Below are 21589 nucleotides of genomic sequence, written 5' to 3'. Positions count from 1 at the left end.
AAGTAACTGCTCTATGTTAATTGCTGTACTGTACCTCCAGTAGCGTGAACAAGATAAATCTCACCATCAACAGTGACTCGCCACATCGGTGCAAAAACTTGAATGTCTCCTGTTGGGCTGATGAAGCTATAATAACCAAATTGAACATTTGTGATCGTTTGATTCATACGCACTAGTTGGTCATTTAATAAGATTTCAACTGCTTTTAAACTAGAGATGATTTCACGATCTTCCCCTTCTTGCTCTTCAAACTGAAAGTACCTTTGCTGATAACTAATTATTCTTTGTTGATCATCTAGTTGTAAAATTAAAGGCTGATCATCCAATGTATAAGCGGTTTTATCTTTGTGTACTTGATATAAGTACACCCTGTTTCTTTCATGCTCATAACCACCTAAGCGATAACGATCTCCTTCAAAAATATACGTATTTAAAAATAGATTGAGTGCTTCCGATTGCTGTTCATCAGCAAGTTCAAATGGCTCATCGAGTACCGAAACAATTGTATGTTCATCAACTAATTGAATGTCTTGTTCATCAATCGCTGGAATGTTATCAACTGTTAAATCTGCTAACTTGCCAATAATTAAAAGTCCAGAAACGTCTTCTTCCGGCAATTCCATTTCAATGGTTACATTATTTTCTCGTAAACGCTCTTGAATAGTTGCTTCTGTAATCATATTAATCTGATTTACATTGTGAGTCTCGATTAATTGCCAAGTTAAAAACACATTAATGAACAAGAAGGTAATAATGAAAATTGTCTTCGTTCTACTCCAATCCATTAGAACCTCCTCCTTCAAACGTTACTTTTTGCCATCTATTGCCGTAAAGCACAAACCAATGAGGTTCAATGGTGACAAAAGAGGTATTTCTCATCACCATTTCATAGCCAATCACCACTTTGGATAGCCTTTCTGGCTGGAAAAACTCTTGCTCATTTAAACGTTCGATTACTTCTTGACCTGAAGGCAACTCAATGCGTTCATTCACATCAATAGGAGTGCTATCGAGTTCAAATAGTGGTCTAGTATACGAGACAATTTGATTACCTGAGCGACTAATATCAAGTGACATGGATCCTTGTCCTTCAAAATTAATCACTGGATATCCATTTACATGAAGCATAAATGAAGCTTCATCTCGTAATTCTGTCTGACGCCAATCAGCCAACACATAATCATCTGACCATCCTCCGTGACCATTGATGAACTCATAACCATTTAAAATAATATGCTTACTGTTTCGCTCTTGCGTTTCAATAAAAATCGGGTTGATATACTCCATAAATAAACTATTATTTTGCAAAGTAATGATCCGATTTCCATCCGTATATGAATCTTCTCCGTCAGTTTGCTGATAATACTTTACCAAACTAGGATCGGTAAAAAGAGTCTGTTGATAATATTTAATAGATAATGAGTTTGTTTGAAAGGACAACCTGGAAGCTTTTACTGGTTCTACTGGAACATACACAGATGTTGTTAATTTAGGTGAATAGGCAGGTGGTAACTCAACAATTGGTTCAACTTGTTTGAAGTCATTTATCGCTTCAACATAAGTGGTGAAGTCTGTTATTGATAAATCTGTTGAGAGCTCAATCACTCTTTCTTCTTCCACCGATAAAATTTGCATATAAACCTCTTCACTCTGATCCACAAATAAAAATAACCGATCTAGCTCTGTTAATGGAACCGTCATTTCTTCTTCGCCTAATTCAAAAAGGCTAAAAAAGAGATCTGTTGGAATAGCAGCAGGGAAAATGATTTCTACTCCTCCTTGTTCCAACCTCTTTGGAAATGGCCCTGTTGCAAGTGTGTTAACAACATCCAAATTTGATCGTAACAACTTATCATAAACTTGCTGAAACCGTTTATCGTGCTTTGGGATCATTGCAAACTTGTTTTCAAAGTGAACAATCATTTGCTCGGGTAAGATGACTTCTTTTAGTTTTTTTTCTTCACGTTCTGTATTAAGAGACTCGCTCGGAACATACCTTTTTGTATCGTCTAGAAGAGCAATCTCTGGTTGAAACGTATAGAGCTGCCATGTTAATACAATACTGAGTCCAATTAAAACAATCAGGACCGTAGATTTGATATGCTCATAGTTCATGCTCTCCCTCCTGATCATTGGAATAAGGCAATGTAATATAAATCGTTGTTCCTGCGCCGTACTCACTCTCTGCCCAAATTTCACCGTTATGAACATGAATTAACTCTTTCGCAATAGCCAGTCCAAGTCCTGTTCCACCGACACTTCTGGCTCTTGCTTTATCTACTCTGTAAAAGCGGTCAAATATTTTCGTTTGACTTTCTCTTGGGATACCCATACCCTGGTCAGAAATGCTAATTTGAAGGTGTTCGTTTTTTTGCAACATTTGAATTTTAATGTCTCCACCCTCAGGAGAGTACTTCATTGCATTTGAGATAATATTATCTAGTACTTGCGTTAATTTATCAGGGGCTACCCTAACATAAACAGGTGTATTAGCAATTTTTCGATTGAAACGAATTTTTTTATCTAAGGCTATCATTTCAAAACGATCAATAATATCATTCAAAAGAGATCCCATATTAATGAGTTGAAATGAAAATTTATAATCGTGACTATCAATCTTAGATAGTTGTAATAAATCATTAACAAGGCGAATCATTCGTTCTGTTTCATTTTGAGTTACACCTAAAAACCGAGGGCCAAGCTCTTTATCATTCATTGCCCCGTCTTCCAATGCTTCAAGATAGCTTTTCATCGTTGTCAGCGGCGTTCGTAATTCATGTGAAACATTTGCTACGAATTCTCTTCGCTCTTGCTCAATTTTCTCTTGTTCCGTAACATCATGGACCACGGTAATAAAACCATTAATCGGTCCATTTTCTTCTTGAATAATAGAGAACTTCGCTTCAAGCAAGTATTCTTCGTCGTCACTACTAAAATCTAGTAATAATGAATCGGGAAGCTCCTCTAAATCTTCTAAACTAACGGCTTCTGGTAAACGCAAAACGTTTGTCAGCATCTCTCCTAAAACCGACTGATTGGAGAGCTTGAGTAACTCTTCTGCCCGTTTATTTAGTAAAATGATACGGCCGTTCTTATCACTGGCAATTACCCCATCTGTCATATGTGTTAAAACGGATTTCAAACGCTTCTGCTCACGGTCTCGAGTCAGCGTAGCATCTTGTAACTTCAACGTTAACTCATTAAACGACGTAGCCAGCTGACTAATTTCATCTGCACTATACACTTTTACTTGCTTTGAAAAGTCACCCCGGCCCATTCGTAACGCTTGTCTACGCATATCAAAAATCGGTCCGGTAATCGTTCTTGCAAGTAAGATAACTAACACAACAGAGATAATTAAAGCAATAAACGTACCACTTAATAAAATACTATTAATTTGCCTCATCTGTCCGTAGATACCTTCCATTGAAGCCTCAATATATAATGCTCCAACAGGTCCATCATCGGATTTGATTGGTACTGCCATCACACGAACTCGGTGGCCCGTTGTAGGATCTCTTAAAACGTCATCGTCAGCAGAACCGAGTAAAGCACGCTTCACTCGTACTTCTGTACTTTGTTGACCCACAATATGTCTATTCGATAAATTAGACGTGCTAATAACAACTCGATTCTGATCAATCACTTGTACTTCGGAGTGATCAATTGAAAAAATATCTCTTAACATCGCGTTAAATTTTGCATTAATCGCACTTCGGTCATCTTTATTATTAATCATTTCTTCAGCAAGATTATAAGCTAGTAGATTGGCTCGGTCATCGAGCATTTCAAAGTAATTACTCACTAGTTGATGCTCAAGCTGTTTTGTAAAATAAACCCCAATGATTTGCATTGCAATGAATATGAGAAGTACATAAATAATGATTAATTTGAATTGAATCGACTTAAAAAAGCCAACTTTATTTTCCATTAAGTCTGCTCCTGTAGGTCAGGTGAAGATAAATAGTAACCGACTCCTCTACGAGTAATAATCCAAGAAGGGTAACTTGGGTTGTCTTCTACTTTCTCCCTTAGTCTACGAACTGTAACATCGACCGTTCTCACATCTCCAAAATAGTCATAACCCCAAACAGCTTGTAACAAATGCTCTCTAGTCATCACCTGGTCTAAATGTTTTGCTAAATAATGAATCAATTCAAACTCCCGGTGTGTCAGATCAATCGCCTCACCACGTCGCTTCACCTGGTAAGCTTCAGGATAAATAATTAAATCGCCCACGACAATTTCTTTAGAGCTTACCCCTGAGTCTTCTCCACTTGTTTTATGACGCCTTAGATTAGCTTTAACACGAGCTAAAAGCTCTCTAGTACTAAAAGGCTTGGTAACATAATCATCAGCACCTAATTCGAGTCCAAGTACTTTATCTATTTCAGAATCTTTTGCTGTTAACATAATAATAGGAATGTCATATTGTTTACGAACTTCCCGGCAGACTTCCATTCCATCTTTATAAGGAAGCATAATATCAAGTAAAATTAAATCTGGTTCCTCTTTTTTTACTAATTCAATTGCTTCTAACCCATCATACGCACAAACAACTTCATAACCTTCTTTTTCTAAGTTGAACTTTAAAATATCTGCGATCGGTCTCTCATCGTCTACAACTAAAATCCGTTTTTCCATGTGCAGATCTCTCCCGTTCTCTTTTAGTCTTACCTTACATTTTAACACATGTAACCGATACCCTGTACGTTGGAAAACATGAAAAATCGAGGTAAACTCACAAGAAACTCTTTCCACCTAGCCCACAGAAACCCTGTCTAGGAGAGATCGTACCTTTTTGTGAGTCAACCTCGATTGACTATCTTAAGTAATGCATTGGATTTTTTAATTGTCCGTTTTCATAAACTTCAAAGTGAAGATGAATTCCAGTAGAATTACCTGTAGACCCCATCACACCAATTTTTTGGCCTTTTGTTACAGTTTGACCAACTTTCACATCAATAGATGCTAAATGAGCATAAAGTGTTTCCATGCCGTTATTATGGTTAATACGAACTAGATTACCATAACCACCTGAGAAGGTAGCTTGTGTAATCGTACCATTGTCAGCTGCTAAAATATTATAGTTACTCGGTCTTGCTATATCTATTCCTCTATGAAATCTTCCCCAACGATTTCCTTGATAACTAGAAATATAACCACCAACGGCAGGCCAACCTAATTGTCCTGAACCGCGTGAAGGCATTTCCTTTGTACCCCTTGTTACAATTTTAGTTACAGGTTCCTTCGTCACTTGTTCAGATATCACTTCACGTTTAATAAGGTTACCATTTTTATAAGTAGTTTCATATTCTATCACTTGTGTACCAGCTTGTCCTTCTTGAGTAACTTTATTGTCACCCTTCCACATCGAGTCATCTTCTCTCACTTCTGTTTCAAAAGCAATTTCTTCTTCTACTTTTGATCGTTGAGTTGACTCAACTTCAACAAGTGGCTGATAAGCTGTTACTTTAAGCTCTTGTCCAACTCGAATGACACTATCTTTATTTAACGTATTATTAATTTCTAATAGTTAGAAGTTGATAGATTATGGTTATCGGCAATTGTTCCTAATACATCGCCTTCTTTAACCGTATAGGTTTGTTCTTCAAGAACTCCTTTAGTCAACTTATTAACAGCTTCTTCTACTGTTAAAATATCTTGAGGAGATGCTAATACTTCCTTCTCCACTAATTCTTCTGTCAAAGAAATATCCGTAAAAATTGTTTCTCCTATTTCCAAGGCATCAACATTCTTTTCCTCTTCTATAAACTGCGAATAGGTTTCTTCATCTACATATTGTGTTATTAGATCTTGAATCACTTGCTTTGCTTCTTTTTTAGATGCGAGGTGGATGATCGCTTCTTCACCAAGCATTAAAGCCGTTACTTCTGCTTGAACGGTTAATTGTTCTTCTAAAGAATCCAATACACTCTGATCTTCTTCAATTTCAGTAAACACGAACTCTGGCAGTACTCGGACTTCCTCAGCTACTTGCAATGAAACATCCGAATATTGGCCCTTAGTTGAATCTAATAGTTCAGTCATATATTGATAGACAGGCTGATCATCAAGTAATGTACCAATATGTTCATTATCAATATAAATGTGATAAATAGTTTTTACATTAGGTCTTTCAGCAGAAACTCCGTTTGCAAACCCACTAAAAACCATGATTGTCATTAATGCTATTATAAATGTTTGAAATACTCTAGTTTGTGGAACATAAAGTAATGAAAGTTGTTTATTCATTTTTTTCCTCCTATTAAACCTTGCTCTATGTATAAAGTAATAGTTTTTAGTAAGCTTGTTTGTATAATAACCATAGAATAAAATATGGGATTACACGTTCTCCACATATTCGTTCCGCGGGGAGGTGTCAAGCTTCTAGGTCCCGCAGGAGTCGAGTGGCTTCCGCTTCATTTCACTACAAGAAAGACGAATGTAACAATTTTTATAAAAAATAAAAAAGATAATTCTAAAATCCGACTTATGGACCTAGAAACGTCACACGTTATTTAATAACTTTATAAAATACCTTATGTTTCGACGACATTTTACAAAGCTATTAAACCTTTTTTATTCTAACATAATCTTCTAGTTGTGGGGCTAATATATCAAACTGAAAATAGATTGTAATATTGCTGTCATATAACTGGTTATTTTAGGGAATTTTGTAGTTTTAAAAAATAAAAAATCCGCATGGAATTCCACACGGATTTGAGTGCCGGCCAGAGGACTTGAACCCCCAACCTACTGATTACAAGTCAGTTGCTCTACCAATTGAGCTAGGCCGGCAAATAAAAAAAATGGTGGCTCAGGACGGAATCGAACCGCCGACACATGGATTTTCAGTCCATTGCTCTACCGACTGAGCTACTGAGCCACTACTAAATATTAAATTGGCGGTCCGGACGGGACTCGAACCCGCGACCTCCTGCGTGACAGGCAGGCATTCTAACCAACTGAACTACCGGACCATGATAAAAAAATTAAATTGGTGACCCGTACGGGATTCGAACCCGTGTTACCGCCGTGAAAGGGCGGTGTCTTAACCGCTTGACCAACGGGCCACTTTGGGAAATGGTGAGCCATGAAGGACTCGAACCTTCGACCCTCTGATTAAAAGTCAGATGCTCTACCAACTGAGCTAATGGCTCTTACTTTTGAAAATTTCAATTAGCTTATCTGATATTCATCTGAAGCTTTTGTTATTTTCTCTCTAAGAGCTTGTTTATCTCTTAGCGACAAGATTTATAATATCATGTCTTTTATTTTAATGCAAGCATAATAATAATATTTTTCAAATAAATCTATTTCTGCATACTCTGTTGGTGTTTTTATAGGTTACCAATCCTTCACAATGTTTGTTGCATTACGCTCCTACACACTATTTCACTAAAGAAAAAATAACCTTTATACAACAATTTTTACTGAAACAGCCTAAAAAAATGAAGAGTACAACTTTTGCACTCTTCATCACGACCATTAAGCGAATACTCCACGAACTAGATTCGTTTGATTACGATCTGGTCCAACAGAGAAAATCGTTAATGGAATACCTGTTAATTGAGAAATACGCTCAATATAATGGCGTGCATTTACTGGTAGCTCACTTAAAGATTTTACCCCAGTAATATCTTCTTCCCAACCCGGAAGTTCTTCAAAAACTGGTTCACATTCTGCTAACATCTTAAGGCTTGCTGGAAACTCTTCAATGACTTCCCCACGATATTTGTAAGCAGTACAAATTTTTAACGTTTTAATACCTGTTAAAACATCAATAGAGTTTAAAGAAAGATCTGTAATACCACTTACACGACGAGCATGGCGTACAACGACACTATCAAACCAACCTACACGACGTGGACGACCAGTTGTAGTACCATATTCATTACCAACTTCACGGATTAAGTCTCCAATCTCATCATGCAACTCAGTTGGGAACGGACCATCACCAACACGAGTTGTGTAAGCTTTCGAAACTCCAACAACATGGTTAATCTTTGAAGGACCTACACCTGAACCAATTGTCACTCCACCAGCAATTGGGTTAGAAGAAGTAACGAATGGATAAGTACCTTGGTCAATATCAAGCATTACACCTTGAGCACCTTCAAATAGGACACGACGCCCTTCATCTAATGCATCGTTTAACACAACAGATGTATCTACTACATACTTAGCCACTTGTTGACCATACTCAAAGTACTCATCAAGGATTTCTTCTTTTGTAAATCCTTCTACTTCATAGTATTTTTCAAACATGCGATTTTTCTCTGCTAGATTACGCTCAAGTTTCTCTTCAAATACTTCTCTATCAAGTAGATCTGCCATTCGAATGCCTACTCGAGCAGCTTTATCCATATAAGCTGGTCCAATACCTTTTTTCGTTGTCCCAATTTTATTAGCACCTTTACGCTCTTCTTCAACTGCATCCAGTTTAAGATGATAAGGAAGAATAACATGTGCACGATTACTAATACGAAGATTACTTGTATCTACATCACGCTCATGGAGGTACGCTAACTCTTCAACCAGGGCTTTCGGATCAATAACCATTCCATTTCCGATTACGCAACTTTTATCTTTATAAAAAATACCTGATGGAATCAAATGAAGCTTATATTTTTTTCCATTAAAAACTATTGTATGTCCTGCATTATTTCCACCTTGGTAACGCGCAACCACTTCTGCTTTTTCAGAAAGATAATCTGTGATCTTTCCCTTTCCTTCATCGCCCCATTGTGTACCTACTACAACAACTGATGACATGAAATGCACCTCCATAAACTATCTATAACTAAATTTTATGTTTTTTCTAAGCCATTGATAAGTATACCAACTACGAAAACAGCCGTCAATGTAAACACGAACAATTGTAAGATAACTTTATAGGTTTGTTCGTTTAATGCACAGCAGGTAAAAATTAAGGTCTATTTTCAGAGACTGAGTTAAACGATCCTGACATGTTCGTTCCATTACACTGCAGTCACTCGCTTTCCGCGGGGAGGTGGCGAGTGACTTCCGTTCCATTTCACTATGAGGAAAAAACATAATACAAATCAAAAACCCATTGTGAAAACAGTCAAATAAAAAAAAGATAACCCCTGAGAAAGAATGGCTAATAAAGTTAAATTTATTTTAACCTATTCCTTCTTTTCTATGAGTTATCTTAGTTATGCTCCTGGTGGCATATCTCTTTCATCATGTCGTCGTTCTAAATTGACGAATTTATTGTATTCTTTTACGAAAGCAAGTTCTACAGTACCAACTGGACCGTTACGTTGCTTTGCAATAATAATTTCAATGATATTTTGATTTTCTGTTTCTTTATCGTAGTAATCGTCACGATATAAGAAGGCTACGATATCAGCATCCTGCTCAATACTTCCTGATTCACGAATATCTGACATCATTGGACGCTTGTCTTGACGTGACTCAACTCCACGGGATAACTGCGATAAGGCAATAACAGGTACTTCAAGTTCACGAGCAATTTGCTTTAGTGTTCGCGATATTTCTGATACCTCTTGTTGTCTGTTCTCGCCACTTTTTCCGTTACCTTGAATAAGCTGTAAGTAGTCAATCATAATCATACCTAAGCCATGTTCTTGCTTTAAGCGACGGCATTTAGCTCGAATATCATTAACTTTAACGCCCGGAGTATCATCTATATAAATTCCTGCTTTCGCAAGACTTCCCATTGCCATTGTTAGCTTCTGCCAATCCTCTGAATTTAGAGCACCCGTTCTCATTCGTTGCGCATCAATATTGCCTTCCGCACATAGCATACGTTGAACTAGCTGACTAGCTCCCATCTCCAAACTAAAAATCGCTACATTTTCCCCAGCTCTTGTTGCTACGTTTTGCGAGATATTTAATGCAAATGCCGTTTTACCAACTGATGGACGTGCGGCCACAATAATAAGATCGTTTCGTTGGAAACCAGCTGTCATTCGGTCTAATTCTACGAAGCCGGTTGGAATCCCCGTGATCTCACCTGTTTGATTTTGAAGTTCTTCAATTTTATCGTAAGTCTCTATAAGAACGTCTTTTATCGAAATAAAAGCACTCGTATTTTTCCGTTGTGATACGTCTAAAATTGTTTTCTCTGCTTCAACAAGGATCGTATCGACTTCTTCTTCGCTTGCATAGCCATCTGCTGCAATGTTTGTCGCTACTTTAATTAATCTTCTAAGAACAGATTTTTCCTCAACAATTCGACTATAATAATCGACATTGGCAGCTGTAGGTACAGCATTGGCTAAGTCACTTAAATAAGCAACGCCACCAATTTCATCAAGCCATTTCTTATTTTGAAGTTCCGAAGTTACCGTTACAAGATCAACTGGTTCTCCTTTTTCTGCTAAATCGAGCATTACTTGATAGACACGTTGATGGGCGGCGCGATAAAAATCATCAGGCAAAAGGCGTTCCGATGCTGTAACAAGTGCTTCATCCGCTAAGAAGATAGCTCCCAAGACTGCCTGCTCTGCTTCTATATTCTGAGGCGGCGTGCGATCTGCAAACAAGTCACTCATGCTATCTCTCCTCTCATCACTCTTTCTGTTAACACTTTAACAGCTTACTAGATTCATCTAAAGGTTTAAATTTTACCTTTTTTGCTTCATTCATACCAATTAGCATTTCTAAACACAAACAAAATGGCTGATTCACCATCAACCATCTGTTTGTAATCTCTATTCTTCTATAACTTGAACTTTTACAGTAGCAACCACTTCAGGGTGAATTTTAATGGGTACATTGGTAAATCCAAGAGCGCGGATTGGTTCGTTTAATAAGATTTTTCGTTTATCTACTTTTTTCTTCATCTTATTTAATGTTTCAGCAATTTGTTTAGTGGATATTGCGCCGAAAAGTCTTCCACCCTCACCAGATTTAGCTTTGATTTGAACAGTTAAAGCTTCAAGTTCTTCTTTATAAGCTTTTGCTTTTTCAAGCTCTTCTTCTACTTTTTTCTGTTCACTTTTCGTTTTTGCGTTAAGGTCTGCTAGTGTTCCCTTAGTTGCTTCAACAGCAAGTTTGTTTGGTAAAAGATAGTTTCTAGCGTAACCGTCAGAGACATTTTTTGTTTCTCCTTTTTTACCTTTTCCTTTTACATCAGCTAAAAAAATTACTTGCATCTTTATTTTCCCCCTTCTAAATAGTAATCTATTGCTTCTTGAAGTTTTCCTTTTGCTTCGTCTAAATCCACATCTTCAAGTTGCGTCGCAGCATTCGTTAAATGTCCGCCACCGTTTAAACGTTCCATAATCAATTGTACATTCACTTCGCCAAGTGACCTAGCACTGATACTAACGACTCCGTCTTTACGTTTTGAGAGGACGAATGACGCGACAGTCCCTTTCATATTCAGCAATGTATCAGCCGCTTGAGCGATGATAATCTGACTGTATACTTCATCATCATTAGCAATCGAAATGGCGATACCTTTGTGATAGAAATAAGCACTCTCAATCAGTTTAGCACGCTTCACATAATGCTCCAAGTCCTCTTTTAACAACGTTTGGACAAGGGTTGTATCTGCTCCATTTGAGCGTAGAAAGGAAGCTGCATCAAATGTTCTCGCACCAGTACGGACAGCAAAACTTTTCGTATCAACAATAATCCCTGCAAGTAAAGCTGTTGATTCAAGCCGATCCATCTTCAATTTCTTCGGTTGATATTCAAGTAACTCTGTGACTAACTCTGCAGTAGATGACGCATAAGGCTCCATATAAACAAGGACAGGATCTTTTATAAATTCCTCACCACGACGGTGATGATCAAGCACAATAATCCTTTCCACTTCTTCTAGGAGTTTAGGTTCAATAACAAGTGAAGGTTTATGTGTATCAACGACAATCAATAGTGTACCAGGGGTCACTTCTTCCAACGCCTCATTCGGAGTAATGAACTTAGACCAGAGATTATCGTGATTTTCTACTTCTTCCATCAATTTTTGAACATCATGATTTATATCAGTGTGATCAATGATAATTGAAGCTTCTTTTTCATTTACATCAGCGATTTTTTGAACACCAATAGCGGCTCCAATCGCATCCATATCAGGATTTTTATGCCCCATGATGAAAACTTTTTCACTTTCTAGAACGAAGTCTCGCAACGCATGAGAAATGACACGGGCTCTTACTCTCGTTCTTTTCTCGAGAGCATTTGACTTCCCTCCGTAAAAAGTTACTTTACCATTCTTTTTCTTAATAGCAACCTGATCTCCACCACGACCTAGAGCAAGATCTAAACTTGATTGAGCTAAAATCCCTAGTTCTCGGAGTGAATCTTCACCCTTCCCACTCCAAGACTTAACGTAATCGGAACTTTCTCTTTTCCTGTAATTTCACGAATTTTATCTAGTATATCGAAGCGATTTTTTTCTAAATCTTTAAGCGACTTCATATTCATAACTGCAATGAACCGGTCAGATGCTGTTCTACGTAAGAAGATTTCATGCTCATTCGCCCAATTATTTAAAGCCAGTGTCACTTGACTCATTAAACGACTTCTAAGTTGATCCTCCATTCCTTGAGTCACTTCATCATAATTATCTAAGAAAATGAGGGACACAACCGTCTGAGCTTCCTCAAAACGCTCCGTTGCTTCTTTGATTTCTGTTATATCTTGAAAATAAATTAATCTTTCATCTAGTTCATGTGACACATAGAAGAAAAGTTCACCTATTTGAAGAGTTTGATTTTTTTCATCACTCTCTATCATTAAAATTAATTCTTCACTAATATCGTTTAAATGTTTTCCGATCACATCGCTAGCTATATATGATGTTACATATGGGTTCCCCCACTGTACCACTTTTTCTTCATTATAAAGAATCATTCCAATTGGTAGCTTCGTAACAGCTTCTTCGCCAGCTTTTGATACACGGTAAGATAGAGTCGAGATATACTCCTCTAAATCTTTTTCAAACGATATTCTTGCTTGTATGCCATAGATTAAAACTACACCTAACAAGAAAAAGCCTATCACACCAATTTGCCATTGATACCATGTTAATATTCCTATAAATAACAGAGCGATCACAACAAGGGCAATCATGTGGTAGCCGTGCCACCGTTTCATTAAGAACTTTGGCATAATGTCAGCTCCTATTTCTTCTGGCTTGTGATACGTTTACGTAAATCAAAGCCTAAATCTATAATCCCTATAATACGAATCACATATAAAAGAGGAGGGATTAATACAGCCGCAGCCACTATAAGGATTGGTATTGCCTTTGCCACCTTTTTTTTATGAAAATAAAAGAATACCACGGCAAATCCTTGTACAGCAATCACAATTTCAAGTAGAGGAAGTAGGTTCCAAATAATAAGAAATAAAGTTGTCCCTTCTTCAGCTCCAATTAATGCTAAGATAAGCACAATCAAATAATACCATAAAAATGATTTAGGAAATTGCCAATCTCGAAAAGCTGGTAAAGCCTCAACTGTGTGTCCTAAACGTCGTAACGTAAAATAACTTATCAACTTTGTAATAACGGCAAGCGTAACGCCTACTCCAACAATCATAACCGGCGCTAGATAAACCAGGTTATCAACCATCTCCAGCATTGCTGCTTGTTGATCTCCGCCCTGTCCAAACGAACCTAATGTCGTCTCAGCTAATTCTAATTGCTCTCTTGTTAACTCCGCTGCTAACTTCATCGGATTTTCTCCGATAATTAATACTAAAACTAAAAAAACAAGGAGCATATTTACTGTATAAACCAATCCAGCACCAATCAATACAGAGAAAGCAGAAAGATTTCTTCTGTATAACTCCCCTACTACTACACCAGAGCTACCAAAAATGAAAGCAGTTGGCACAGTAGGAAGCCCACCTATAAGAAACGCTAAAAATAGCGAAACGGCCCAAAGCATAATACCTGGCTTCAACCCTCTTCTAACTGTATACACAACAAACGGTAATGGCAACGCCCAAACAGTAATTACTCCTACAAACGGTACATATGTAGTTAGAAGTAAAATAATCGCAAAAACAGCGGCAAGAAGTGCACCTTCTGTTAGCGTTCTCGTATTTTTCACATAGACACCTCTTTTAACCTTCTTATCCTTGTCTATTTTAGCGTACTTACACGTAAAATTAAAGTTTTGCTGACAGACAGTTTTTTTATTGTGTCTAAAAAAAGAAAAGACACAGTGTTACACACTGTGTCTTTAATCATTAATTTACTTCATTAACATAAGGCAATAGAGCGATTTGACGAGCACGCTTAATTGCGATAGTTAATTGACGTTGATACTTCGCAGAAGTTCCAGTTACACGGCGAGGAAGAATTTTTCCACGCTCAGAAATGAAACGCTTAAGAAGATCAGTGTCTTTGTAATCGATTTTCGTAATTTTGTTTACTGTGAAGAAACAAACTTTACGACGCTTTGGACGACCACGACGAGCCATTAGACAGCACTCCTTTCAAATAGATTTTATAATAGTTAATAAAATTCTCATTTAGTAGAGAGGTCGCTTAGAACGGCAAATCATCATCCGATATATCTATCGGCTTACCATCGTTTGCAAATGGGTCATCATTAAACCCACCAGAAGGACGGTTTTGATTATTGTTGTTCTGTTGCTTAGCAAAGTCGTTTCCACCGCCGCCGTATCCAGGATTACCTCCAAAATAGTCATTCCCTTGTCCTTGATTCGCATTGTTTCCGCCACGAGGCTCAAGAAACTGAACGCTATCAGCTACAACTTCAGTAATAAAGACACGCTTGCCTTCATTATTATCATAGCTACGTGTTTGGATTTTTCCGTCTACACCAGCTAAACTACCTTTTTTCAAATAGTTAGCCACATTCTCTGCAGGTTTACGCCAAATAACACAGTTAATGAAATCTGCATCACGTTCGCCTTGCTGGTTAGAAAATGTACGGTTTACCGCTAGTGTGAAATTGGCAACTGCTACACCATTTGGTGTATAGCGTAACTCTGGGTCACGTGTTAAGCGCCCAACTAGCACGACTCTGTTTAGCATACGTACCCCTCCTACATCAATTAATTATTCTTCGTCTTTTGTAATAAGAACACGAATAACATTATCGTTGATCTTAATAAGACGGTTAAATTCTGCAATCGCTTCTGAGTTAGCTTGTACGTTTAATAACACGTAGAAACCTTCACGAAAATCGTTGATTTCATATGCTAAACGACGCTTACCCATCTCTTTTACCTGGTTGATTTCAGCACCATTAGTAGTTAGAACGTTGTTAAAACGTTCAACAACTTCTTTAGTTGCTGCTTCTTCTAGGTTTGGAGCGATGATGTACATGATTTCGTACTTACGCATTCCGGTCCACCTCCTTTTGGTCTAGCGGCTCCTTAATCGGAGCAAGGAGCAAAACTCAATAACTGAGTCTTTGCACTCGCATTAGTAGAGTATAACAGAACCGAACTTGCGCTGCAAGTCATTTAAAAAGTGTCAGACTATTACTAACTTTAGTAAACATAAATCAAAATAACTTCTCTTTGAATAAGGTGTTTAGAAAGAATGGTTTAGGAGGTTGAACAAGAAAGGATAGAGATGAATCTAAAAGCGGGTGTTTTGAAGGGAAATTCAATTAAACTATTTATTAACCTTTGCTTAGTTTTATAATAATTCAAAAAACTTATAGTTAAAAGCGTTATGTAAGAAAGATTAACAAAGAATATAAAGACTGTTTTGGAATAGTTTGTTGTTTATGCGAAATAGAATGAACTACCTTATTTTATCGCAAAAATTTTTTCAACAGTCTATATAAAAAGTAAGAGGCTGAGACAAAAGTGTTTTTAATAACGAGTAATCCGAACAAAAAAATGGTTACAGCGTAGCAATCGCTCCGGAAATACACTTCTCATTCCGCGGGCGGCTGGTGAGCCTCCTCGTGCTTACGCACTGCGGGGTCTCACCCTTGCCTTTATCCCGCAGGAGTCTACGTATATTTCCTCCGCTAAGGTTATGCATCGTTCGTATGCTCATTTAAAACACTTTAGTTAAGTCTCATCCTCTTGTCCAATTTTTATACGTTGAAACGGAAATGAATAACATCTCCATCTTGAACCACATACTCTTTTCCTTCTAAACGCACTTTTCCTTTTTCTTTGGCGATAGCCATTGAACCAGCTTCAATTAGGTCTTCGTAAGAGACAATTTCAGCACGAATAAATCCACGTTCAAAGTCAGTATGAATGATTCCAGCTGCTTGAGGTGCTTTAGTTCCTTTTCGGAAAGTCCAAGCTCTTACCTCTTGTACCCCTGCAGTAAAATACGTTTGCAAACCTAGCAAATGGTAAGCTGCACGAATCAATTGGTCAAGACCTGATTCCTTAATACCTAATTCTTCAAGGAACATTTGCTTTTCTTCACCTTCAAGCTCAGCTATTTCAGATTCAATCTTTGCACAAACAAGAATAACTTGGCTTCCTTCGCCAGTTGCAAACTCTTTTACTTGTTTTACATAATCATTGTCTTCTTCAGATAGTAGATCTTCTTCACTAACGTTTGCAACATAAAGGACAGGCTTGCTTGTTAATAAATGAAGTCCTTTTACAATTTTAGATTGTTCTTCTGTAAATTCAATACTTCTAGCGGGCTTTTCATTTTCAAATGCCTCTTGAAGAAGTTCAAGCACTTCCAACTCAGCAACAGCTTCTTTATCTTTTGTTTTTGCTAATTTTGTCACACGAGTAATTCTTTTTTCAATAGATTCAAAATCAGCTAAGATTAACTCAAGATTTATCACTTCAATATCACGAAGCGGATTTACACCACCAGCAACGTGAGTAATATTGTCATCGGCAAAACAACGTACAACGTGTGAAATTGCATCAACTTGACGAATATGAGAAAGGAATTTATTTCCCAATCCTTCACCTTTACTTGCTCCTTCAACGATCCCCGCAATATCTGTAAATTCAAAAGCTGTCGGGATTGTTTTTTTAGGCTCAACCAATTCAGTTAACTTTTGCAAGCGATAGTCTGGTACTTCCACAATCCCTACATTAGGGTCAATGGTACAGAAAGGGTAATTGGCTGACTCCGCTCCAGCCTGTGTAATTGCATTAAATAAAGTCGATTTTCCTACGTTTGGTAAGCCGACAATTCCAGTAGTTAAAGCCACTCTTTCTCACGTCCTTCTTCTATTTTCAAATATTCATGAATTATTTCCTATAATAACATACCAATTATAGTGATTAGCATTAAAAAAAACAAGGCAATGAAGAGTGACTCCCCTTCAAAACCTTGTTTATTGATCCTCACTTTGTTCGAGGACCTTCTTAATTTTCTTCTCAAAATCCTTACGCGAAAGCATGACACTATGCTGACAACCAAGGCACTTAATCCGAATATCCATTCCCATTCGAATGATTTTCCAACGGTTTTCTCCACAAGGATGCTGCTTTTTCATCTCGACAACATCATTGAGAGTAAATTCTTTATTGTTCATGCCTTGCGCCCCCTTCTCACTACCAATTAATATATGGTTTGTATTATACACGATAGTAAATGAGCGAGTCGAGAAGGAGTCTGAAATAACCTAGAGATAACAATCTATTTTGACCTAAAAACTGTCCAAACAGTTCTATAATGACCGATGATTCATAATAGGATAAAGCAATAATGATGCAAGTACAAATAGATTTAAAACTCCGTACAATGGATATAAAACCGAAATTAAATTTGAGAACCCAAATGTAGTTAAAGGTGCCATAATGGCAATTAAAAACAAAGCAATTAACCAAGCTGGTCCTTTCAACCATGCTCTTGCTCTAGATAAAAGACCAAAAACTCCTGCTGTTGCAGTTGTATAAATGGCCAGCCATAACAAAGCTGACATAATTAACATCATGTAATAAGGATAATGCTTTAAAATAGCAAATAGCGGTATTTCATACAGCATAATATCACTAGCTACTTGCAAAAGAGATTCATTGTATAAAAATGAAATAGATCCAAGAATGAGTCCACTTCCTAAACTCGCAATCCAGATTTCGCCTTTGTGTTTAATTTCATTTCCGATAGCACCAAGGACTGCTATTAGCGGGAGAATATTGAGCGCTGTAAAGGTGAGAGCTGACGGCCAATTATGTTGAGCATTGATTTTAAATTCTATTGGGAATCCTTTTAGAGACTGGAACATTAATAAAATTGCTATTAAAAATATTATTAAGATGGGAATAATAAATGCATTCATTGATGTCATTCCCTTTGTATCCCACAGAAAGAGAATGACTACCATTCCACCAATAATGACCGTTCCAAGCCAGTATGGTACATGTATTACCTCAAGCGTTGCTCCACCACCAGCAAGCATGATAACAGTCGTGGAAAATAAATAAATGATAATCATCACATCATAGACTCTAGCTAACTTTTTCCCCATTAATTTATTTAAGATTGGCAAATAATGAGCAGACTCATTTTTATAACTAATAGACATGATAACAGAACAACAAATGATAAATAATACAGCAAAAAGAATAATTGCTAGTCCACTTTCCGCACCAAAAAACTCCCATAATTCTCTACCAGATGCATAACCAGCTCCTATCATTGTCCCTATAATGAGAAACATCCATTTCAAGCCATTGACCCACATAACATCCTCTCCTCGCTAGTCTTTTCTATTTATCTGCTAAGTTCAGGTGAACGATTACTTTACTTTATGCCCGCCTGTCGGAAAAGCTTCATACGACTTTCACCTACCTATAGATAAATTCTCTTAAATTGTCATTCTAAAAAGAAAAACAACTCTTTTAAACAACTTGTTTTATGTATAGAAAGGAAAAAAGTTCCGTATACTGTTACTACTATGGCAAAGGAGGCGATGTTATGAGTACAAACCATCGTCTGTTCGGAAAAAACAATCCTCCTATCCGTGTTCATATGGAAGAAGAGAGTGCAATCGAACAGTTGAGTGAGCAATTACTTGAATTAACAGAAGCACAAGTTAAGCGGGAATTAGTTGTTGTCTGTATTGGCACTGATCGTTCCACTGGCGATTCACTTGGACCATTAGTAGGAACTAAACTTGAAAAAGAATCCCTTCGACGTTTTCATGTATATGGAACTTTAGAAAATCCAGTACATGCTGTTAATTTAGAAGAGAGAATCGCAGCTATATATAAGAATCATCATCGCCCTTTCATTCTAGCCATTGATGCTTGTCTTGGAAGAATGACTAGCGTCGGGAAGATTTCATTAGCTGATGGCCCCGTGCAACCAGGTGCTGCCGTTCAAAAAAATTTACCTGCTATTGGAGACATTCACATGACTGGCATTGTTAATGTTGGTGGAATGATGGAGTATTTTGTTCTACAAAACACTCGCTTGCACACAGTCATGCAAATGGCTGATGTCATTGCCTCGTCCATTCGAGCAGCAGATATACGCCTTCCTGATTTAGCGCCAACAGCTTCACTGTTACGTTCGTTACGAGTTAAATCTCCATTACAATTTCAAACAAAAAATAAAACATCGATGTAGGCATGACTACATTAAAAAAAGGGTTTATCAAATGGCTTTTATTGACCTTTGGATAAACCCTTTATTATTACAAAAATCGCTTTAATTCATATATAATGCTAAAACTAATCCGGCTACTACAACAATGCTAGGCAGTAAATTTGCTACTCTTATTTGAACAATTCCTAATATATTAAGTCCAATCGCAATAATCATCACTCCACCAGTTGCCGTCATTTCTGTAATAAACGTACTCATTAAAACCTCAGGTACAAACTGATTTATTTGCGTCGCTAAAAGAGCAATTCCACCTTGGTATAAAACAACAGGAATAGCTGAAAACATAACACCTATTCCGAGTGTTGATGTAAAAATAATAGCTGAAAAACCATCCAACATTGATTTTGTATAAAGAACAGAATGATCCCCTCTTAATCCACTATCAAGTGAACCCAGGATCGCCATTGCCCCGACTACATAGATAAGGGTAGCTGTGACAAATCCTTTTGCAACAGATCCATTTTCTTTTGCACCAACCTTTGCCTCAATCCAAGCCCCTAATCGGTTTAAACTCCCTTCTAAGTCAAGTTTCTCACCAATAATTCCGCCTAAAACCAAACTGCCAATGACAATAAGAAATTGCTCACTCTTTAAAGACATGCCAATCCCTAGAACAACAACTGCAAGAGCAAGTCCTTGCATAATGGTCGTCTTCATTTGTTCCGGTATATTTCTGACCATTAATCCTATAAGTGAAGCTAGCACTATTGCTAGACCATTTACAATCGTCCCTGTTAAAACCATCTTCCTCTACTCCTCATCCCATATCAAAATGCCAGACTAATCTCTTTTAAAGCTTCTATTAATCTTTCAACTTCTTTTTTGGTATTATATGGACCAAAACTCACACGAACAAGTCCCTTTTCGCTTGTTTCAAGTGTTTCATGTGCTTTAGGCGCACAATGTAAACCTGCTCTAACAGCAATATCATAATGTTCATCTAAAATGACGGCAAGCTCATGGCTATCAAGGTTATTCATCGACAATGAAATAACAGCTACTCTATTTGTTAAATCACTCGGACCAAACATTTTTATGTTCTCAATCTCTTGTACTTCGCTTATGAACAAACGCATCAAAGCTTGTTCGTGCTGCCAAATATGATTCAATCCCAATGCTTCAACTTCCTTAATTCCAGCCAACAACCCGGCTATGCCAGGTGTATTCATTGTTCCAGCTTCATAACGTTCAGGCCATTGTAATGGCTGAAAAGGTGACTCAGATGCCCCCCAGTACCACCAACAATTAATGGTCTCAAATCAAAATCACCTTTAGTTACTAAAACCCCAGTCCCCTGCGGTCCTAACAATGATTTATGACCAGCCAACGCTAATAGATCAATACCGTCGCGATCTATATCAATTGATATTGTACCGGCTGTTTGTGATGCATCAAGTAAGAGCATAATTTGTTTTTCTTTTGTTAATAAACTAATTTCCCTTAGTGGAACAATTGCTCCTGTAACGTTTGATGCATGTGAAATAGCAAACATTCTAGTCTTATTTGTTATTGCTTTTTTCATCGCATCAACGGAAATTACACCATCAACATTTGGCTCAACGTAAGTGACAGTGATTTTTTTCTCGATTACTAACCTTTCAAGTGGACGAATAATGGAGTTATGTTCAAACTTGGTTGCAACTACATGATCGCCTTCTTCAAATGGAAAACCAAGTAAAGCTTGGTTCAGTGCCATCGTCGCATTTTGATAAAACCAAACATGCTTACTACTTGGAGCATTAAAAAAAGAAGCTATTGTCTTTCTTGCTTCATTTATTACACTTCGTGCACGTTCTGCTAATTTGTGTCCCCCTCTACCTGGATTTGCACTATAACTACTAACCGCTTCATGCATCGCATGAGCAACACTATCAGGTTTAGGATAAGATGAAGCAGCATGATCAAAATAAATCATCTTATTCGTTCCTTTCCTCAAATATATAATTATGTAAATAAAAAAAGAAGGCTGTTCAAACAACGTACCTCCATACCATAATACATTTACTAGTGAGATTCCACATGTATTTCGATAGGCTAAGGTTTGAA

Annotated in this window: 20 protein-coding genes, 5 tRNA genes and 1 pseudogene; 1 reads left to right on the top strand and 25 read right to left on the bottom strand. The window is 37.3% G+C overall.

What is annotated here, in order from left to right; genetic code table 11:
* Nucleotides 1-11: 11 nt before the first annotated feature.
* The 22 genes and pseudogenes from JCM9157_RS06895 to JCM9157_RS06795 form a co-directional block, all read right to left on the bottom strand.
* Nucleotides 12-785 carry a two-component system regulatory protein YycI gene (locus JCM9157_RS06895; protein ID WP_035663328.1) on the bottom strand — a complete coding sequence of 258 codons (774 nt, stop codon included), beginning with the start codon at nucleotides 783-785 and terminating at the stop codon, nucleotides 12-14.
* Complete coding sequence (locus JCM9157_RS06890; RefSeq protein ID WP_035663327.1) at nucleotides 772-2115, bottom strand: YycH family regulatory protein; 1344 nt, start codon at nucleotides 2113-2115, stop codon at nucleotides 772-774. The genes JCM9157_RS06895 and JCM9157_RS06890 overlap by 14 nt, the downstream gene beginning before the upstream one ends.
* Nucleotides 2105-3931 (bottom strand): cell wall metabolism sensor histidine kinase WalK, encoded by a 1827-nt coding sequence (gene walK / locus JCM9157_RS06885; RefSeq protein ID WP_035663325.1) that lies wholly within the window; start codon nucleotides 3929-3931, stop codon nucleotides 2105-2107. Before walK ends, JCM9157_RS06890 begins: the two co-directional genes overlap by 11 nt.
* A complete protein-coding gene (yycF, locus tag JCM9157_RS06880) occupies nucleotides 3931-4644 on the bottom strand; it encodes a response regulator YycF (protein WP_035663323.1) in 714 nt (237 codons plus the stop codon). The genes walK and yycF overlap by 1 nt, the downstream gene beginning before the upstream one ends.
* Nucleotides 4645-4822: 178 nt before the next feature.
* Nucleotides 4823-5497, bottom strand: a complete 675-nt coding sequence (locus JCM9157_RS23280; protein WP_268870927.1) for a peptidoglycan DD-metalloendopeptidase family protein — start codon at nucleotides 5495-5497, stop codon at nucleotides 4823-4825.
* Nucleotides 5498-5529: 32 nt separating this feature from the next.
* Entirely contained in the window at nucleotides 5530-6255 is a 726-nt protein-coding gene (locus JCM9157_RS23275; RefSeq protein ID WP_052012992.1) for a hypothetical protein, read from the bottom strand.
* A 473-nt stretch (nucleotides 6256-6728) separates the two neighbouring features.
* A tRNA-Thr gene (locus tag JCM9157_RS06870) sits at nucleotides 6729-6801 on the bottom strand.
* A gap of 12 nt (nucleotides 6802-6813) precedes the next feature.
* Nucleotides 6814-6889: transfer RNA gene (locus tag JCM9157_RS06865), tRNA-Phe, on the bottom strand.
* Nucleotides 6890-6906: 17 nt separating this feature from the next.
* A tRNA-Asp gene (locus JCM9157_RS06860) sits at nucleotides 6907-6983 on the bottom strand.
* An 18-nt stretch (nucleotides 6984-7001) separates the two neighbouring features.
* Nucleotides 7002-7076, bottom strand: a tRNA-Glu gene (locus JCM9157_RS06855).
* A gap of 11 nt (nucleotides 7077-7087) precedes the next feature.
* Nucleotides 7088-7163: transfer RNA gene (locus tag JCM9157_RS06850), tRNA-Lys, on the bottom strand.
* A gap of 328 nt (nucleotides 7164-7491) precedes the next feature.
* Complete coding sequence (locus JCM9157_RS06845; RefSeq protein WP_035663322.1) at nucleotides 7492-8778, bottom strand: adenylosuccinate synthase; 1287 nt, start codon at nucleotides 8776-8778, stop codon at nucleotides 7492-7494.
* Nucleotides 8779-9182: 404 nt separating this feature from the next.
* Nucleotides 9183-10547 carry a replicative DNA helicase gene (gene dnaB, locus JCM9157_RS06840; protein ID WP_035663320.1) on the bottom strand — a complete coding sequence of 455 codons (1365 nt, stop codon included), beginning with the start codon at nucleotides 10545-10547 and terminating at the stop codon, nucleotides 9183-9185.
* Nucleotides 10548-10706: 159 nt separating this feature from the next.
* Nucleotides 10707-11150, bottom strand: a complete 444-nt coding sequence (gene rplI / locus JCM9157_RS06835; protein WP_035663319.1) for a 50S ribosomal protein L9 — start codon at nucleotides 11148-11150, stop codon at nucleotides 10707-10709.
* 2 nt (nucleotides 11151-11152) lie between these two features.
* Nucleotides 11153-13116 (bottom strand): annotated as a pseudogene (locus JCM9157_RS06830) (DHH family phosphoesterase).
* Nucleotides 13117-13127: 11 nt separating this feature from the next.
* A complete protein-coding gene (locus JCM9157_RS06825) occupies nucleotides 13128-14063 on the bottom strand; it encodes a YybS family protein (protein ID WP_035663318.1) in 936 nt (311 codons plus the stop codon).
* A 139-nt stretch (nucleotides 14064-14202) separates the two neighbouring features.
* Nucleotides 14203-14436, bottom strand: a complete 234-nt coding sequence (gene rpsR, locus JCM9157_RS06820; protein WP_035663316.1) for a 30S ribosomal protein S18 — start codon at nucleotides 14434-14436, stop codon at nucleotides 14203-14205.
* Nucleotides 14437-14503: 67 nt separating this feature from the next.
* Nucleotides 14504-15016 carry a single-stranded DNA-binding protein gene (ssb, locus tag JCM9157_RS06815; protein WP_035663315.1) on the bottom strand — a complete coding sequence of 171 codons (513 nt, stop codon included), beginning with the start codon at nucleotides 15014-15016 and terminating at the stop codon, nucleotides 14504-14506.
* Between the two features lie 24 nt (nucleotides 15017-15040).
* Nucleotides 15041-15328, bottom strand: a complete 288-nt coding sequence (rpsF, locus tag JCM9157_RS06810; protein WP_035663314.1) for a 30S ribosomal protein S6 — start codon at nucleotides 15326-15328, stop codon at nucleotides 15041-15043.
* Between the two features lie 709 nt (nucleotides 15329-16037).
* Entirely contained in the window at nucleotides 16038-17138 is a 1101-nt protein-coding gene (gene ychF / locus JCM9157_RS06805) for a redox-regulated ATPase YchF (protein ID WP_035663313.1), read from the bottom strand.
* A 126-nt stretch (nucleotides 17139-17264) separates the two neighbouring features.
* Nucleotides 17265-17465, bottom strand: coding sequence for a DUF951 domain-containing protein (locus JCM9157_RS06800; RefSeq protein ID WP_035663312.1), 201 nt, complete (start codon nucleotides 17463-17465; stop codon nucleotides 17265-17267).
* Between the two features lie 135 nt (nucleotides 17466-17600).
* The gene (locus JCM9157_RS06795) at nucleotides 17601-18617 is read right to left on the bottom strand and encodes a YkvI family membrane protein (protein ID WP_035663309.1); all 1017 of its coding nucleotides are present in this window, start codon (nucleotides 18615-18617) and stop codon (nucleotides 17601-17603) included.
* 233 nt (nucleotides 18618-18850) lie between these two features.
* On the opposite strand from JCM9157_RS06795, the gene yyaC reads away from it, so the two are divergent.
* A complete protein-coding gene (yyaC, locus tag JCM9157_RS06790) occupies nucleotides 18851-19504 on the top strand; it encodes a spore protease YyaC (RefSeq protein ID WP_035663308.1) in 654 nt (217 codons plus the stop codon).
* An 81-nt stretch (nucleotides 19505-19585) separates the two neighbouring features.
* Here yyaC and JCM9157_RS06785 read toward each other — a convergent pair whose 3' ends face one another.
* From JCM9157_RS06785 to JCM9157_RS25670, 3 genes are read right to left on the bottom strand one after another with little or no spacing between them, the layout of a single operon-like run.
* The gene (locus JCM9157_RS06785) at nucleotides 19586-20287 is read right to left on the bottom strand and encodes a DUF554 domain-containing protein (protein ID WP_035663306.1); all 702 of its coding nucleotides are present in this window, start codon (nucleotides 20285-20287) and stop codon (nucleotides 19586-19588) included.
* A 23-nt stretch (nucleotides 20288-20310) separates the two neighbouring features.
* Nucleotides 20311-20712, bottom strand: coding sequence for an aminotransferase class V-fold PLP-dependent enzyme (locus JCM9157_RS25675; RefSeq protein WP_268870923.1), 402 nt, complete (start codon nucleotides 20710-20712; stop codon nucleotides 20311-20313).
* A complete protein-coding gene (locus JCM9157_RS25670; protein ID WP_268870922.1) occupies nucleotides 20709-21458 on the bottom strand; it encodes an aminotransferase class V-fold PLP-dependent enzyme in 750 nt (249 codons plus the stop codon). Before JCM9157_RS25670 ends, JCM9157_RS25675 begins: the two co-directional genes overlap by 4 nt.
* Between the last annotated feature and the right edge of the window lie 131 nt (nucleotides 21459-21589).

The organism is Halalkalibacter akibai JCM 9157 (genome assembly GCF_000513135.1).
In the GTDB taxonomy this organism is placed as follows: domain Bacteria; phylum Bacillota; class Bacilli; order Bacillales; family Bacillaceae_D; genus Halalkalibacter; species Halalkalibacter akibai.
This window is presented reverse-complemented; position numbering and strand designations above follow the sequence as displayed.

Excerpts from the sequence above, each read along its gene's own strand:
- JCM9157_RS25675 (WP_268870923.1), bottom strand. The coding sequence starts at position 20,712 with ATGAATACACCTGGCATAGCCGGGTTGTTGGCTGGAATTAAGGAAGTT.
- JCM9157_RS06895 (WP_035663328.1), bottom strand. The coding sequence starts at position 785 with ATGGATTGGAGTAGAACGAAGACAATTTTCATTATTACCTTCTTGTTC.
- yyaC (WP_035663308.1), top strand. The coding sequence starts at position 18,851 with ATGAGTACAAACCATCGTCTGTTCGGAAAAAACAATCCTCCTATCCGT.
- JCM9157_RS23275 (WP_052012992.1), bottom strand. The coding sequence starts at position 6,255 with ATGAATAAACAACTTTCATTACTTTATGTTCCACAAACTAGAGTATTT.
- JCM9157_RS06890 (WP_035663327.1), bottom strand. The coding sequence starts at position 2,115 with ATGAACTATGAGCATATCAAATCTACGGTCCTGATTGTTTTAATTGGA.
- JCM9157_RS06795 (WP_035663309.1), bottom strand. The coding sequence starts at position 18,617 with ATGTGGGTCAATGGCTTGAAATGGATGTTTCTCATTATAGGGACAATG.
- JCM9157_RS06785 (WP_035663306.1), bottom strand. The coding sequence starts at position 20,287 with ATGGTTTTAACAGGGACGATTGTAAATGGTCTAGCAATAGTGCTAGCT.
- JCM9157_RS06845 (WP_035663322.1), bottom strand. The coding sequence starts at position 8,778 with ATGTCATCAGTTGTTGTAGTAGGTACACAATGGGGCGATGAAGGAAAG.
- walK (WP_035663325.1), bottom strand. The coding sequence starts at position 3,931 with ATGGAAAATAAAGTTGGCTTTTTTAAGTCGATTCAATTCAAATTAATC.
- rpsR (WP_035663316.1), bottom strand. The coding sequence starts at position 14,436 with ATGGCTCGTCGTGGTCGTCCAAAGCGTCGTAAAGTTTGTTTCTTCACA.
- rpsF (WP_035663314.1), bottom strand. The coding sequence starts at position 15,328 with ATGCGTAAGTACGAAATCATGTACATCATCGCTCCAAACCTAGAAGAA.
- yycF (WP_035663323.1), bottom strand. The coding sequence starts at position 4,644 with ATGGAAAAACGGATTTTAGTTGTAGACGATGAGAGACCGATCGCAGAT.
- JCM9157_RS06800 (WP_035663312.1), bottom strand. The coding sequence starts at position 17,465 with ATGAACAATAAAGAATTTACTCTCAATGATGTTGTCGAGATGAAAAAG.
- JCM9157_RS25670 (WP_268870922.1), bottom strand. The coding sequence starts at position 21,458 with ATGATTTATTTTGATCATGCTGCTTCATCTTATCCTAAACCTGATAGT.
- dnaB (WP_035663320.1), bottom strand. The coding sequence starts at position 10,547 with ATGAGTGACTTGTTTGCAGATCGCACGCCGCCTCAGAATATAGAAGCA.
- ssb (WP_035663315.1), bottom strand. The coding sequence starts at position 15,016 with ATGCTAAACAGAGTCGTGCTAGTTGGGCGCTTAACACGTGACCCAGAG.
- rplI (WP_035663319.1), bottom strand. The coding sequence starts at position 11,150 with ATGCAAGTAATTTTTTTAGCTGATGTAAAAGGAAAAGGTAAAAAAGGA.